This window comes from Streptomyces sp. Je 1-369, assembly GCF_026810505.1.
Classification (GTDB): domain Bacteria; phylum Actinomycetota; class Actinomycetes; order Streptomycetales; family Streptomycetaceae; genus Streptomyces.
This window is the reverse complement of sequence record NZ_CP101750.1, coordinates 6,291,805-6,306,328: the sequence shown is the minus strand read 5'-3', so window position 1 is coordinate 6,306,328 and position 14,524 is coordinate 6,291,805. Positions and strand designations below refer to the sequence as shown.

At 69.7% G+C, this 14,524-nt stretch carries 12 protein-coding genes; 5 read left to right on the top strand and 7 right to left on the bottom strand.

The features are described from left to right. Window positions 1-59: 59 nt before the first annotated feature. Window positions 60-1,292, bottom strand: coding sequence for a signal recognition particle-docking protein FtsY (gene ftsY, locus NOO62_RS28700; protein ID WP_268773706.1), 1,233 nt, complete (start codon window positions 1,290-1,292; stop codon window positions 60-62). Window positions 1,293-1,490: 198 nt separating this feature from the next. On the opposite strand from ftsY, the gene NOO62_RS28695 reads away from it, so the two are divergent. Next, window positions 1,491-2,939: a cytosine permease gene (locus NOO62_RS28695; protein ID WP_268773705.1), complete on the top strand. Its 1,449-nt coding sequence runs from the start codon at window positions 1,491-1,493 to the stop codon at window positions 2,937-2,939. 114 nt (window positions 2,940-3,053) lie between these two features. After that, on the top strand, window positions 3,054-4,037 hold the full coding sequence (locus tag NOO62_RS28690) for an LLM class flavin-dependent oxidoreductase (RefSeq protein ID WP_268773704.1): 984 nt from the start codon (window positions 3,054-3,056) through the stop codon (window positions 4,035-4,037). 52 nt (window positions 4,038-4,089) lie between these two features. Here NOO62_RS28690 and NOO62_RS28685 read toward each other — a convergent pair whose 3' ends face one another. The 4 genes from NOO62_RS28685 to NOO62_RS28670 all read right to left on the bottom strand — a co-directional run bounded on the left by NOO62_RS28685 (window position 4,090) and on the right by NOO62_RS28670 (window position 10,424). Continuing rightward, window positions 4,090-5,514: a sugar porter family MFS transporter gene (locus NOO62_RS28685; protein WP_268773703.1), complete on the bottom strand. Its 1,425-nt coding sequence runs from the start codon at window positions 5,512-5,514 to the stop codon at window positions 4,090-4,092. Between the two features lie 227 nt (window positions 5,515-5,741). Further along, a complete protein-coding gene (gene smc / locus NOO62_RS28680; RefSeq protein ID WP_268773702.1) occupies window positions 5,742-9,302 on the bottom strand; it encodes a chromosome segregation protein SMC in 3,561 nt (1,186 codons plus the stop codon). 234 nt (window positions 9,303-9,536) lie between these two features. Then, window positions 9,537-9,740, bottom strand: a complete 204-nt coding sequence (locus NOO62_RS28675) for a hypothetical protein (protein WP_055551056.1) — start codon at window positions 9,738-9,740, stop codon at window positions 9,537-9,539. Window positions 9,741-10,142: 402 nt separating this feature from the next. Beyond that, the gene (locus NOO62_RS28670; RefSeq protein WP_268773701.1) at window positions 10,143-10,424 is read right to left on the bottom strand and encodes an acylphosphatase; all 282 of its coding nucleotides are present in this window, start codon (window positions 10,422-10,424) and stop codon (window positions 10,143-10,145) included. 128 nt (window positions 10,425-10,552) lie between these two features. Here NOO62_RS28670 and NOO62_RS28665 point away from each other — a divergent pair, with 128 nt between their 5' ends. After that, window positions 10,553-11,440 (top strand): CAP domain-containing protein, encoded by an 888-nt coding sequence (locus NOO62_RS28665; protein ID WP_268773700.1) that lies wholly within the window; start codon window positions 10,553-10,555, stop codon window positions 11,438-11,440. Between the two features lie 173 nt (window positions 11,441-11,613). On the opposite strand, the gene NOO62_RS28660 is transcribed toward NOO62_RS28665, so the two are convergent. Next, window positions 11,614-12,384: a helix-turn-helix transcriptional regulator gene (locus NOO62_RS28660; protein WP_268773699.1), complete on the bottom strand. Its 771-nt coding sequence runs from the start codon at window positions 12,382-12,384 to the stop codon at window positions 11,614-11,616. A gap of 179 nt (window positions 12,385-12,563) precedes the next feature. Here NOO62_RS28660 and NOO62_RS28655 point away from each other — a divergent pair, with 179 nt between their 5' ends. Together NOO62_RS28655 and NOO62_RS28650 are read left to right on the top strand one after the other, a co-directional pair. Further along, a complete protein-coding gene (locus NOO62_RS28655) occupies window positions 12,564-12,818 on the top strand; it encodes a hypothetical protein (RefSeq protein ID WP_268773698.1) in 255 nt (84 codons plus the stop codon). Between the two features lie 413 nt (window positions 12,819-13,231). Further along, window positions 13,232-13,630 (top strand): winged helix-turn-helix transcriptional regulator, encoded by a 399-nt coding sequence (locus NOO62_RS28650; RefSeq protein ID WP_268773697.1) that lies wholly within the window; start codon window positions 13,232-13,234, stop codon window positions 13,628-13,630. Here NOO62_RS28650 and mutM read toward each other — a convergent pair. Then, a complete protein-coding gene (mutM, locus tag NOO62_RS28645; protein ID WP_268773696.1) occupies window positions 13,603-14,463 on the bottom strand; it encodes a bifunctional DNA-formamidopyrimidine glycosylase/DNA-(apurinic or apyrimidinic site) lyase in 861 nt (286 codons plus the stop codon). The genes NOO62_RS28650 and mutM overlap by 28 nt on opposite strands. Window positions 14,464-14,524: the final 61 nt, after the last annotated feature.

Genomic DNA, 14,524 nt, shown 5'->3' with positions numbered 1-14,524 from the left:
CCTCGCACCTGCACCGTGCGAGGGGGCCCTTCACCGCGTACGAGAGTCGCCGAGCGGCCTCAGTCGCCGATCAGCGCGTCCACGAACGCCTCGGGCTCGAACGGCGCCAGGTCGTCCGCGCCCTCGCCGAGGCCCACCAGCTTGACCGGCACGCCCAGCTCGCGCTGCACGGCGACGACGATGCCGCCCTTGGCGGTGCCGTCCAGCTTTGTGAGGACGATGCCCGTGATGTCGACGACCTCGGCGAAGACGCGGGCCTGGATGAGGCCGTTCTGCCCGGTCGTGGCGTCGAGGACGAGCAACACCTCGTCGAGCGGCGCGTGCTTCTCGACGACGCGCTTGACCTTGCCGAGCTCGTCCATGAGGCCGGTCTTGGTGTGCAGGCGGCCCGCGGTGTCGATGAGGACGACGTCCGCGCCGTCCGCGATGCCCTCCTTGACGGAGTCGAAGGCGATCGACGCGGGGTCACCGCCCTCGGGGCCGCGGACCGTGCGGGCGCCCACGCGCTCGCCCCAGGTCTGCAGCTGGTCGGCGGCGGCCGCGCGGAAGGTGTCCGCGGCGCCGAGGACGACCGTGCGGCCGTCGGCGACGAGGACGCGGGCGAGCTTGCCCGTGGTGGTGGTCTTGCCGGTGCCGTTCACGCCGACGACCATCACGATGCCCGGCGTCTCCAGGCCGGACTCGGTCTTCACGGTGCGGTCGAAGTCGGTGCCCTCGGGCGTCCCGAGAAGCTTGACGAGCTCTTCGCGGAGCAGGGTGCGCAGCTCGTCCGGGGTGCGGGTGCCGAGGACGCGGACGCGCTCGCGCAGCCGCTCCACGAGCTCCTGGGTGGGTGCGACGCCGACGTCCGCCGTGAGCAGCGTGTCCTCGATCTCCTCCCAGGTGTCCTCGTCGAGGTGCTCGCGGGACAGCAGCGTGAGCAGTCCCATACCGAGCGCGTTCTGCGAGCGGGAGAGCCGGGCGCGCAGTCGGACCATGCGGCCGGCGGTGGGCTCGGGAGTCTCGATCTCCGGTGCGGCCGGTTCTTCGACGACCGGCTCTTCGACGACCGGTGCCGACGCGGTCGGCTCGGCGAGCGGGAGTTCCACCTCCTCGATCGTGCGGCGCGGTTCGTCGCGCGGCGTCTCGGCCTCGTCACCGACCTTCGGTTCGGCGGGAGGGGCGGTGATGGTGGGCGTACTGGACGGGGCCTGCGGGGGCAGCTGCTTCTTCTTGCGGCTGCCGATCACGAGCCCGCCGAGCGCGCCGATCACGACCACGGCGATGACTACAGCAAGGATGACGATTTCCATAACCCGTCCAGTATCGGCCATGACCCCGGGAGAGGCCCAGATTGTGGTTTCCTCCAAAGAACATAAGCCCTGCGAGGGCACTACTCGGACTAAAGTACGATGGAGGTCTCCGCATCAACGCGCGTAGAGTCCATCGCGATCACCCCCACCGACGGGTCGCAGCGTTGCGAGCCGAGCGAGAGGCACGGACCCACCCCCATGAGCACCACCGCCGAAACCGAAGGCGCCCTCGAGACACGCGGCCTAGAGCCCGTTCCGGACGCCGAGCGCACGGGCCGTACCCGTGAACTCTTCCCCACCTGGGTAGCGGCCAACATCAGCGTCCTGCTGCTCACCATGGGCGCGGGCCTGATCGTCTCCAACCGCCTGAACATCTGGCAGGTCCTGGTCGTCGCCCTCGTCTCGCCCCTGTTGAGCTACGGCATGGTGGGGTTGATCTCCATCGCGGGCAAGCGCGGCGGCTCCCCGGGCATGACGCTCTCCCGCGCGGTCTTCGGCCAGCGCGGCAACCTCTTTCCGGGCGCCCTGATCTGGGTCGCCCGCTGGGGCTGGGAGACGATCAACGCGGTCACGGGCGCGTACGCGATCATCACCGTCCTGGACATCTGCTTCGGCGTCGAGTCCAGCACCTGGCTGACGGTCGTCACCCTGGTCGCCTTCGTCACCTGCACGTTCCTGATCAGCGGCCTCGGCCGGAAGATCCTGCACGTCTGCAGCACCTGGTCGACATACGCCTTCGGCGCGTTCAGCGTCCTCGTGCTGATCTACCTCATCGCCGAGACCGACTGGTCGGCCGTCTTCGACAAGCCCGCGGGCTCCACCGCGATGATGGTCGCGGGCGTCGGCACGATCGCCGCAGGCGGCATCAGCTGGGTCCCCACGGGACCGGACTTCACCCGCTACCTGCCGCGCACGGCCTCCAACAAGCCGCTCATCGGCCACGCCATCGGCGGCGCCGGCATCGTCGTCGTCCCGATGGTCCTGATGGGCGCCGTCATGGCGGTCTCCGACCCGAAGCTGTCCTCGGCGCAGGACCCGGTCTCCTTCCTCGGCGAGCTGCTCCCGATGTGGATCGCGGTGCCGTACCTGCTGATGGCCCTGATCGGCATGCTGCTGATCAACTCGATGTCGATGTACTCCGCGGGCTTCACCGCCATGACGCTCGGCATCAAGGTCCCGCGCACCTGGGCGGTGAGCGTGAACGCGATCATCAGCCTGATCTTCGGCTACATCCTGATGAACGTGGCGACGAGCTTCATGGGCTCGTTCATCTCCTTCCTCACCCTCCTCGCGGTCGCGTTCTCCGCCTGGATCGGCGTCTTCGGCATCGACATGCTGCGCCGCAAGACGTACGACGGCGAGGCGCTGATGGACACCAAGCGCACCAGCGCCTACTGGTACAAGGCGGGCTTCGCCTGGCAGGCCATGACGGCCTGGGCGGTCGCCCTGATCATGGGTCTGCTCTTCACCAAGGTCGACTGGTTCAGCGGCCCGCTCGCCACGTCCTGGATCGGCCGCCACGGCCTCGGCTGGCTGACCACGATCGTCATCGCGGCCGTGCTGTACGCGGTCCTGCCGAAGACCCCTCTGCCCGAGACCGCCGCCTCGGGCAAGGACAACGGCGAGACCGAGCTGGTCTCCGCCTGATCCTCGCCAACTTCCCGCCGGATAACCTCGACTCCCGTACGAGGCTACCCATCTGACCCCCGGTCAACTACCGTCCCCCTTCGCCGCCCACGCACGGTGAAGGGGGACGTTTCCATGCCCACCACAGTCGTACGGTTCAATCTCGTCGATCCCGCCGCCACACCCGCCTCGTTGAGCGAGCGCTACCGTGCCGCCCTGGAGATGGCCACGTACGCGGACGACCGCGGCATCTCCACGATCCAGACCGAGGAGCACCACGGCGCGGAGAACAACTGGATCTCCTCGCCCTTCACGTTCGCGGGCGCGGTGTTCGGCGCGACCCGGCGCATCGCGGTGACGGTGTCCGCGATCATCGGCCCGCTGCACGACCCGCTGCGGCTCGCCGAGGACATCGCCGCGCTCGACCTGCTGAGCGCGGGCCGCCTGGTCACGGTCGCGGGGATCGGCTACCGGCCCGAGGAGTACGAGCAGTCGGGCGTCGACTGGAAGAGCCGCGGCAAACTCCAGGACGAACTCCTGGAGACACTGCTCGCGGCCTGGACGGGTGAGCCCTTCACCTTCCGCGGCCGCACGGTGCGGATCACGCCGCGCCCCTTCACCCGGCCGCACCCGCTGCTCCTCGTCGGCGGCTCCTCGAAGGCGGCGGCCCGGCGCGCGGCCCGGCTCGGCCTGCCGTTCTTCCCCAGCGCCCACCTGCCCGACCTGGAGGCGTACTACCGGCAGCAGCTCACGGAACACGGCACGGAGGGCTGGACGATGATGCCCGCCGCCGAGACCCCGCTGCTGCACGTCGCCGACGACCCCGACCACATCTGGACCAAGCACGGCGAACACTTCCTGCACGAGGCCCGCACCTACGCGTCCTGGCAGAACAAGGACATCCGCTCGGCGGTGAAGTCGGCGGCCACGACGGTGGAGGAGCTGCGCGCCGAGGGCGTGTACCGCGTCCTGACGCCCGACCAGTGCGTGGAGTACGCGAAGAGCGGCGCGGGCAGCCTCATCCTGCACCCGCTCTCCGGCGGCATGCCCATCGACGAGGGCTGGCGCAGCCTGCACCACTTCTGCGAAAACGTACTGCCCCGGCTGAAGGACACGTGAGCACGAGTCCTTCGGCCGGGGCAGCTTCCTGAAGAGGAGGGGGCAGCGGGGGTTAGCCCATCTCCTCCAGGGCCTTGCCCTTCGTCTCCTTGACGAACTTCATGACGAAGGGGATCGAGATGGCGGCGAACGCGCCGTAGATGATGTACGAGCCGGTCAGGGACCACTCGGACATGCTCGGGAACGTCTTGGTGATCGCGAAGTTGGCGAGCCACTGCGCGGAGGCGGCCACACCGAGCGCGGCGGCGCGGAGCCGGTTCGGGAAGATCTCGCCGAGCAGCACCCAGACGACCACACCCCAGGACAGGGCGAAGAAGAGCACGAAGGCGTTGGCGGCGATGATCGCGGTCAGGCCCTGCGCGTTCGGCAGCGAGACATTGTCACCGGAGCCGGTCTTGTACGAGAACGCCCACGCCATGGTGAAGAGGGCCGCCGCCATGCCCGCGGAGCCGATGATGGCGAGGGGCTTGCGGCCGATGCGGTCGACGAAGATCATCGCGATGACCGTACCGATGATGTTCACGATCGACGTCTCGAACGAGTACAGGAACGAGCTGCTCGGGTCCTTGCCGATCGACTGCCACAGCTGGTTCGAGTAGTAGAAGATCACGTTGATGCCGACGAGCTGCTGGAAGACCGAGAGCCCGATGCCGATCCACACGATCGGCAGGAAGCCGACCTTGCCGAGCAGGTCCTTGAAGGACGGCTTGTGCTCGCGGTGCAGGCCCCGCTCGATCTCGTCGACGCGCGCGTCCAGGTCGATGGAGGTGCCCTCGACCTCGCCGAGCACCTTCTTGGCCTCGGAGTGCCGTCCCGCGGAGATCAGGAAGCGCGGCGACTCCGGGATGATGAAGGACAGCAGCCCGTAGAGCAGCGCCGGGATGACCATGACGCCGAGCATCCACTGCCAGGCCTCGAGCCCGCCGATCTTGCCGCGCTGGTCGCCGTCGGCCATGTTCAGGATGCCCCAGTTGACCAGCTGGGAGACGGCGATGCCGATGACGATCGCGGCCTGCTGGAACGAGGCGAGGCGGCCGCGGTAGGCGGGCGGCGCGACCTCGGCGATGTATGCGGGGCCGATCACGGACGCCATGCCGATGCCGATGCCGCCGATGAGGCGCCACATCGTGAGGTCCCAGGCGGCGAAGGGCAGGGCCGAGCCGATGGCGCTGGCCGCGAAGAGGACGGCGGCGATCTGCATGCAGCGGATGCGGCCGATGCGGTCGGCGATGCGTCCGGCCACCGCGGCGCCGACGGCGCAGCCGAGGAGCGCGGTGGCGATGATCCAGCCGAGCATGTTGGCGTCGACATCGAAACGGTGCTGGATGGCGACGGTCGCGCCATTGATCACCGAACTGTCGTAGCCGAAGAGGAAGCCACCCATCGCGGCGGCTGCCGTAATGAAGATGACATGGCCGAGATGGTCCGGGTGGGCCTCTCTGGCTCCGGACTGAGGCGCCTGCGATGTGCTGGTCACGTGTACTCCTCGGGCCACCGGCAGCGTTGCCGGGGGTGGGGGCGAGCCCTTCAAGTGGCGCACAACTTCACGCCGCCCACCACCTGAAGGTAAAAGCAACGTTGCAGAGACTATGCCTTCAAGTTTCGAAGTCAATAGGTCGGATGCCGTGAATTTGTGGGCACTTTGGGGCCGCATGCGTTCAAGCCTTGAAGTTGTGAAGGGGGAGCGTGAGACGCCCGGAACGCCTAGCGGAGCCGCTGGCTGATGACCTTCGAGACGCCGTCGCCCTGCATCGAGACGCCGTACAGCGCGTCCGCGACCTCCATCGTGCGCTTCTGGTGCGTGATCACGATGAGCTGCGAGGCCTCCTGCAGCTCCTGCATGATGCGGATGAGCCGCTGCAGGTTGGTGTCGTCGAGCGCCGCCTCGACCTCGTCCATCACGTAAAACGGGCTGGGCCGCGCCTTGAAGATCGAGACGAGCAGCGCGACGGCCGTCAGCGACCGCTCGCCGCCGGAGAGCAGCGAGAGCCTCTTGACCTTCTTGCCGGGCGGCCGCGCCTCGACGTCCACGCCGGTGGCGAGCATGTTGTCGGGGTCCGTCAGGATCAGCCGTCCCTCACCGCCGGGGAACAGCCGCGAGAAGACGCCCTCGAACTCCCGGGCCGTGTCGTAGTAGGCCTCGGTGAAGACCTGCTCGACGCGTTCGTCGACCTCCTTCACCACCTGGAGGAGGTCGCTCCGCGTCTTCTTCAGGTCTTCGAGCTGCTCGCTGAGGAACTTGTGGCGCTCTTCCAGCGCCGCGAACTCCTCAAGGGCCAGCGGGTTCACCTTCCCGAGCTGCTGATACGCCCGTTCGGCGGACCTGAGCCGCTTCTCCTGCTCTCCCCGGACGAACGGCACCGGCAGGTTGCGCGGGTGGCTCGGGTCGTCGGGCAGCTCCTCGCCCTCGGCGGCGGGCGAGGGCGGCACGGGCTGATCGGGGCCGTAGTCGGCCACGAGTCCCGCCGGCTCCACACCGAGCTCCTCCAGTGCCTTGGTCTCCAGCTGCTCGATCCGCAGCCTCTTCTCGGCTCCTAGTACCTCGCCCCGGTGAACTGAATCAGTCAATTTGTCGAGCTCGGCCTTGAGATCGCGGCCCCGGCCCCGCGCGGCGAGCAGCTCCCGCTCCCGCACCTCCTTGGCTCGCTCGGCCGCGGTGCGCTCGTCGTCGGCCCGTACGAGGGAGACCTCGACGTGCGCGAGCAGCTGACGCCCGCCGGACGCGACGGCCTCGGCGACCGCCGCCTCGTGGCGCAGCCGCGCCTTGCGCTGCTCGGCACGCGCGCGTGCCTCGCGTTCGGCGCGGGCGGCCCGGTCCAGGGAGTCGGCACGTCCTGCGAGCGCCTTCACCCGCTCCTCGTGCGTACGCGCCTGGAGCCTGGCCTCCATCTCGGTCTGCCGTGCGTTGGCCCCGTCGGCGGCGAGCCGGTCGCGCACGGAGGTGTCCGGCTCCTCGTCCTCGCCGCCCTGGGACGCCTCCTCGGCGACGGCGAGCCGCTCGGCGAGCTCCTCGGCCTCCTCGACCGCCCTGTCCAGGGCGTCCTGCGCCTTCGACGCGGCGGCGGTGCTGCGCTCGGCCTCGCCCACGGCGCCCCGCGCCTGCCCGGCGAGCGCTCCCAGCTGCTGCGCCACCGAGGACTTCTCCCGGTCGGCGGCCCTGCGCCGCTCCCCCAGCTCCTCGACGAGCGCGGCGCACTCCTCGCGCCGCTCCCCCGCACGCTCCTGGGACCGCGCCAACTCCTCGCACCGCACGCCGAGTTGTTCCAGCTCCTCGGCGGCTTCGTCGACGGACGCCTGCACTTCGAGCAGGCTCGGCGCCCCCGCGGACCCGCCCTGCGCGAAGTGCGCCCCGAGCAGGTCCCCTTCGGCGGTGACGGCGGTCAGTCCGGGGTGCGCGTAGACCAGGTCCTCGGCGTCCTCCAGCGTGCCGACGGCGACGATCCCGCGCAGCAGCCGCCGCACCCCGGGCATCAGCTCGTCGGGCCCCCGCACGAGGTCGGCCACGTACGGCGGCCCGCCGGGACGTTCCTGCGGTACGTCGTCGGGGGCGCCGCCGAGCAGCAGCGCCGCACGTCCCGCGTCCTGCTTGCGCAGCAGGCGGATGGCCTCGGCGGCCGTGCTGGGGCCGCTGACGGCGACGGCGTCGGCCGCGGCGCCGAGTGCGGCGGCGACGGCGACCTCGTGGCCGGGGGCGACGGTGAGCAGTCCCGCTGCCGGGCCGAGCAGTCCGGTGAGCTGATCCTTGGCGGCGAGCAGCGCGCCCGTGCCGTCCTTGCGCCGCAGGCCGAGCGCGAGCGCCTCACGGCGGGCGGCGACCGCGGCCCGTTTCCGCTCGGCGGCGGTGGCGGCCTCCCGGGCCGCGGTGAGCGCGGCATCGGCGGCGGCGAGCTCCCGCTTCGCCGCGTCGTGCCGCTCGCCGAGCTCGGCGTCGTCCGCGTCGAGCCCGTCGACCTCGGCCTTCAGCCGCTCGTACGCCTCCTGCGCCACGACCGCGCGCTCCGCGGCCTCGTCGCGTGCGACGGCGAGCCGGTCGATCTCGTCCTGTGCGGACGCCGCCCGCGACCGGGCCGCGTTGACCTGCCCGTGCAGCCGGGCGAGCCCTTCGCGCCGGTCGGCGATGGCCCGTGCCACGTCCTTGAGCCTGCGCTCCTCGACGGCCAGCTGCTGTTCGAGGTCGGCGCGGTGGGCGACGGTGTCGTCCAGGGCGTGTTCGGCGGCCTCGAGGGCGGCTTCGAGCTCGGCCTCCTGTTCACGGATGCGGGCGGCCTCGCGCTCCATGTCCTCGGGGTCGCGGCCGCGCCGCTCCTCGGGCGGTGCGGCGGTGGCGCTCTTGACCCGGGCGTCGGCGAGCGAGACGGTGCCGCGCACCCGTTCGGCCAGCTGCGACAGCTCGTACCAGGTCTGCTGGGCGCGTTGCAGCCGCGGCGTGAGGCGGCGTACCTCTTCTTCGAGCTGGGCCTCGCGGTGCAGGGCGGCCTTCAGCTCGGCCTCTGCGCTCTCCTTGCGCTCCTTGAGGGCGGCTTCGTCGGCGACCTCGGCGTTCAGTGCGTCGCGCATGCGGACGAGGTCGTCGGCGAGCAGGCGCAGGCGGGCGTCGCGCAGGTCGGCCTGGATGACGGCGGCTCTGCGGGCGACGGCGGCCTGCCGGCCGAGGGGCTTGAGCTGGCGGCGCAGTTCGTCGGTGAGGTCCTGGACGCGGGCGAGGTTGGCCTGCATCGCGTCGAGCTTGCGCAGGGCCTTCTCTTTGCGCTTGCGGTGCTTGAGGACGCCCGCGGCCTCCTCGATGAACGCGCGGCGTCCCATCGGGTCGGCGTGCAGCACTCCGTCGAGCTGTCCCTGTCCGACGATGACGTGCATCTCGCGGCCGATGCCGGAGTCGGAGAGCAGTTCCTGGATGTCGAGGAGGCGGCAGGTGTCGCCGTTGATCTGGTATTCGCTGCCGCCGTTGCGGAACATGATCCGCGTGATGGTGACTTCGGCGTACTCGATGGGCAGCGCGCCGTCGGAGTTGTCGATGGTGAGGGAGACCTCGGCGCGGCCGAGCGGGGGCCGCCCGGTGGTGCCGGCGAAGATGACGTCCTCCATCTTGCCGCCGCGCAGGGATTTGGCGCCCTGTTCGCCCATGACCCAGCTCAGCGCGTCCACGACGTTGGACTTGCCGGAGCCGTTGGGTCCGACGACGCAGGTGATGCCCGGTTCGAACTTCAGTGTCGTCGCCGACGCGAAGGACTTGAAGCCGCGCAGGGTCAGGGCCTTGAGATGCACGCCGTCGGACTCTACCTTTCACTGACCGTTTCACCGATGAAGGTGCAGGGCACATCAGACGGTAAAGGAAGCAGCGTATGAGGAGGCAAGAAAGAAGGGACGCCGAAGCGTCCCTTGCATATCTTGCATACCTGAAGACAAGCGGCTGACACTGACAGCCTGACCACTTGTTGGGTACTACGGGCGCTTGTTGCTCAACTGCTCAAGGCCCTGATGTGAGTGATCGGATAGGGGTCAGGTGAGCGCAGGCTCCGCCTGGGGTACGTCGATGCTCTCCAGGAGCGATTCGTGAGAAGCGGCAGCCGCGAGCGCGTCGTTCTCGGCCTGGATTCGGCCGAGCTCGGATTCGAGATCCTGGACGCGTTGCTGGAGCCGTCGCATCTCGGCGAGGAGTCGCGGGTCGCTGCCGCCGACGTAACCGAGAAGCGCCTTTGCCATGATGGATGGTCCTCCACACTGAGTGACCGACCGAAGCGGTGTGGGTCGTGAGGGAATCGCACCCGCGGTGCTTGGCACTCATTGTTTCGCTGGGTCTTGCTGGCCGTTCTCACATGCCAAACAGCTAAGGTGCGCGGGGCTTCCAGAGTCTCACCAAAAAGTTTGACGGTCAACACGATCACACCCCGTATTGGCGGGCGACCCGGGGGCGCGCGGCCTGGAAACCGGCGGCGCTGCTACTCCTTCGGGGCCCTGGGGGCGTGGAGATCATCCTTACTTGCGGAGCCTGCCACGACAAGCCGTTCTTGGCAACCACCAGGCTTTTTCTGCCTCAGGCAGTTGCCCGGGACACTCGTCGGGCACCGCGCCGCGCCCGCCTCACCGCGTTCGCCCGGGTCAGGCTCAGCGAATGGCGAAGGTCTCGTATATGCCACGCGGTGTGTCCCAGATCTCGGTGACTCCGTCGACACGGCCGGGTGTGTCGCCGTCCCGGAGCCAGTCGAGCAGTGTCTGGCAGCCGCTCCGGGGTCCTTCGGCGACGACTTGTACGCGGCCGTCCTCCAGATTGAGAGCAAAACCACTCAGCCCGCCGATCTCCAGGGCCTTGGCCCGCGTGAACCAGCGGAATCCCACGGCCTGCACGCGTCCGCGCACCCAGGCGGTGAGTCGTACGTCTTCGTTCATGGGTGCACGCTAACCGGCCAATTGCACTGTGAGCACTTCGTCCCCATGCGCCATCGCGTACAGTCGCGAATCGATGAGCCTCACTCATATGGGTGAGTCACGTTGATCTTAGGACGAAAGGCCAGGAGATGGGACGCCACCGACGCTCCGGCGCTGGACAGGCCGCCGCCACCCCTGAGGACCACCCGGGGACGGTGTCGCACCGCCGCAGGGGCCGCGCCTACACCCCCGTCCGCACGGGTCTGCTCGGTGTCTCCGCCGCCGTCGCGATGGGCGCCGTCGCGGTCGCCGCGGGTGTACTCCCCGGCAGCGACGGCTACCGCCTCGGCAGCGGTGACGACCCCGGCGAGGTACGCTCCGCGGCCGTCCCCACCGAGGTGGAGGCCCAGGGCGGCAAGAGCGCCGACGCCGGCCGCGGCGAACCGTCGCCGAGCCGCGGCACCGGCCGCTCCGAGGCGCCGAGTCCCACCCCCTCCAAGGCCGAGCGGAAGCCGTCCAGGACCCCGTCCGAGAAGCCGTCCTCCCCCGCTCCCGAGCGGGACGCCGACAAGAGCGGCAAGCCGAAGCCCGCTCCGTCCCACAAGCCCGAGCAGAAACCCAAGACTCCCCCGCCGGGCCGCTCCGAGTCGTCGTCCGACGAGAGCACGGCCGAGGCCGCGGTCCTCACCCTCGTCAACCAGGAGCGGGCCAAGGCGGGCTGCCGCCCGGTCCGGGCCGACGACCGCCTCGCCGCACTGGCCGGCGACTTCAGCTCCGACATGGCCGAGCGCGACTTCTTCGACCACACCGACCCGGACGGCGCGACGCCGTGGGACCGCGCGGAGAAGGCCGGGATATCGGACCTGGGCGGCGAGAACATCGCCCGCGGCCAGGCCAACGCGCAGTCGGTGATGGACGCCTGGATGAACAGCGCGGGCCACCGCGCCAACATCCTCAACTGCGACTACAAGACCCTCGGCGTCGGAGCGCACTTCGCGCCGGGCGGCCCGTGGTGGACGCAGGACTTCGGGTTCTGAGCGGTCGTCCCGTCCGAGCTACTCGGACAGGGTCTTGATGGTTTCCCCCACGTCGAGCAGCACTGAGGCGAAGTGATGCCTGAGAGCGTGCATACCGTCTTGCCCCTAGCGATCCGGTCCGGGCGGCCCTGGAAGCGGTCCCCGGGCGGAATTCCGGGTGATGGGGTGAGTCGTCAGGACGCGTCCGGCGCGCGGTCATACGCAGCCAAGGTCGCCTTGCTGGTCGACGAGTCCATGAGGCGCAGCTCCCATGGGCCCGTGTTCACGTCGAATTCTTTGCCGAAGCCACACCACTTGCCGGACATCCGGCGCCCCGTCGGATCTACCAGCATCTGAAGCGCACCGAAGTAACGGGCTCCCCTGTAGTAACCATCGGACGCCGTCTGCTCCGTCCATGTGCCGGTGACCGCGCTGCCGTCGATCTGGAGGTCCAGCGTCAGAGGGCTGTCCGGGTTGAGCGATGCGTTCGGCAGGCTGCGCGCCGTCAGTCGGTTGCCGTGCTGAAGCAGCACCACGAAGTGCTTGCCGGTGAAGACCTCGTTGTTCCGGCCGCTCGATACGAACTCGTACGTCGACAGCCACACGCCGGAGTAGTTTCCCCGGGGCGCCGCCTGGGGGGTCGGCGTCCCGTTCGCCTCCGGAATGCCGACGGAAGAGTCTTTGAGGTCGTGCCCACCCCGACCGTCCTCGGAGACGCGCGCCATGGGCGCGGCCGCGAATCCGAGCGCCTCGACGGGTAGGCCTGTCACGGCTTCCAGAGCGCGAGCGTAGAGGGGGCGGGGGGCAGCGATGATGCCCGCCTCCCAGCGCTGAACGAGCCGCTTGGACGCGTCGTTGCGCTGGCCGGCCCGCGTGCCGGCCTCACGGATGGCACGCGCGAACTCGTCCTGAGACAAGAGCAGCCCCATACGGACTGCCCGGAGGGTGCTGTTCGGTGTGGTCATGCGATCACGGTAACCCCGTCACGTCGGTAATGACACCGAAATGACGCCCCCTGCGCCACCCCTTTGACGCCCCTGCCGTCATCGCGCTGTCCGTTGTGACGCGGCCACGGTTGGGGGCAACAGAGACCTCCGCGACGCGCGAACGTCCGGGGGCACGGCCACCTGAGAGAGCAGGCGACATGACCGAAGATACGCAGCGGCCCACCAGCGCGGGAACTGCGCCTCACGACGTGAGGCAGTACGGGATCGGCACCCTGGTCATCGATGAAGCGCGCAAGCGGCTGGGCGTGGTGATGGACCGCGTCGGCGGCCGTTACCAACTCAGGAGCCCGTCGGGGGGCCGGGAATGGGACTGCGCAGCCGAGTTCGTCAGGACTCCACGCCCCGGCGAAATCGTGCACGTGACCGCGACGGCTGCGGGACAGCACTCATGACCAAGTCACTGATCCGCGAAGTTACGTGGCACCTCGCCCCGGACCGCGAACCGGATGCGGAATCCGTGACACGGCGCATGTCTTGCGTCGTCTGCGAGGACGACGGCAAGGGTTCGGATGCCATGTCGGCGCCGTTCGAAGATGGGGAACACGGAGTCCTCGCTGCGCAGTCCTGGGTGTTCGGACACGTGGGGCGCCATCCCACGCACCACACGTTCAGGGAGATCATCTGCCGTCCGTGGCGGGCCGTCATGACGTAAGGGGCGCGGGACCGACCGCAGCCGCACTCTCGCCGTGTGATGCGACCCGGGCGGGGGTGTGCGGCTACGCGCGGCTTCTTCCGGCTCCTAAGCCGTCTCCACCCCCGTATGCGCTAACTATTCGAAAGCGCTGTGCGCGAGTAGGCTGCCTCCATGGAACCGACCGTCGGTGGGGAACCGACTGACCTCGCGTACGACGTGTTCTCCCGCCAGTGCCCCTCGCGGGGCACGCTGGAGCACATCACGGGACGCTGGGGCGGGCTCACCCTGGGTGCGCTGCACGACGGCACGTTCCGCTTCAACGAGCTGCGACGTCGCGTCGACGGCGTGAGCGAGAAGATGCTTTCGCAGACGCTGCACGCGCTGGAGCGCGACGGCCTGGTGCGCCGGGACGCGCGGCCGACCAACCCGCCGCGTGTGGACTACGCGCTCACCCCGCTGGGCCGGGAGGTCGCCGAGCGGCTGCTGGCGCTGATCCACTTCGTGGAGAGTCGGCAGGACGACGTGGTGCGGGCGCAGGAGCGCTACGACGCGACGCGCGGCGGCCGCTGACAGCGCGGGCAGAAGTAGCTGGACCTGTTCATCCAGGGCTGCCTGCGGATCGCGGCGCCGCAGCGGCGGCACGGCTCGTTCTCCCGGCCGTAGGCGTCCAACGACCGGTCGAAGTACCCCGATTCGCCGTTCACGTTGACGTAGAGACTGTCGAAGCTGGTGCCGCCGACGGCGAGGGCCGCGTTCATCACGTCCCTTACGTGGCCCAGGAGTTCGGCCGTGCGCGGGCGCGTGAACGTGCCGGTGGGCCGTTCGTAGTGCAGCTTCGAGCGCCACAGCGCCTCGTCCGCGTAGATGTTGCCGACCCCGCTGATCAGCGACTGGTCGAGCAGCGCCCGCTTGATCGTCGTACGCCTGCGGCGCAGCGCGCCATGGAAGGCGTCGTCGTCGAACGCGGCGTCGAGCGGGTCGCGGGCGATGTGCGCGATGACGTCAGGGAGCCCGTCGGGGGTGTTGTCGTGGAGCGAGAGTCCGCCGAAGGTGCGCTGGTCGACGAAGCGGAGCTCGGTGCCCTGCACGTCGGCGAAGCGCACCCGGATCCGCAGGTGCTTCTCGTCCGGCGCCTCGTGGGGCTGCACGAGCAGCTGCCCGCTCATGCCCAGATGGGCCAGGACGGACTGCGCGGAGTCGGCGAGCGGCAGCCACAGGTACTTGCCGCGCCGCTGCGCGAGACCGATCCGGTGTCCGGCCAGCCGGTCCCCGAAGTCCGCGCCCCCCGCCACGTGCCGCCGCACCGCACGCGGATGCAGCACCTGCACGTCGGCGACGACGCGCCCGCTGACCCAGCGCTCAAGACCGCGCCGGACGACTTCGACTTCGGGCAACTCGGGCATGGGTCTCCTTCACGGGCTGTCTTCCAGCACGATGCCGGCCGCCCCCCGGAGGGAGCGACCG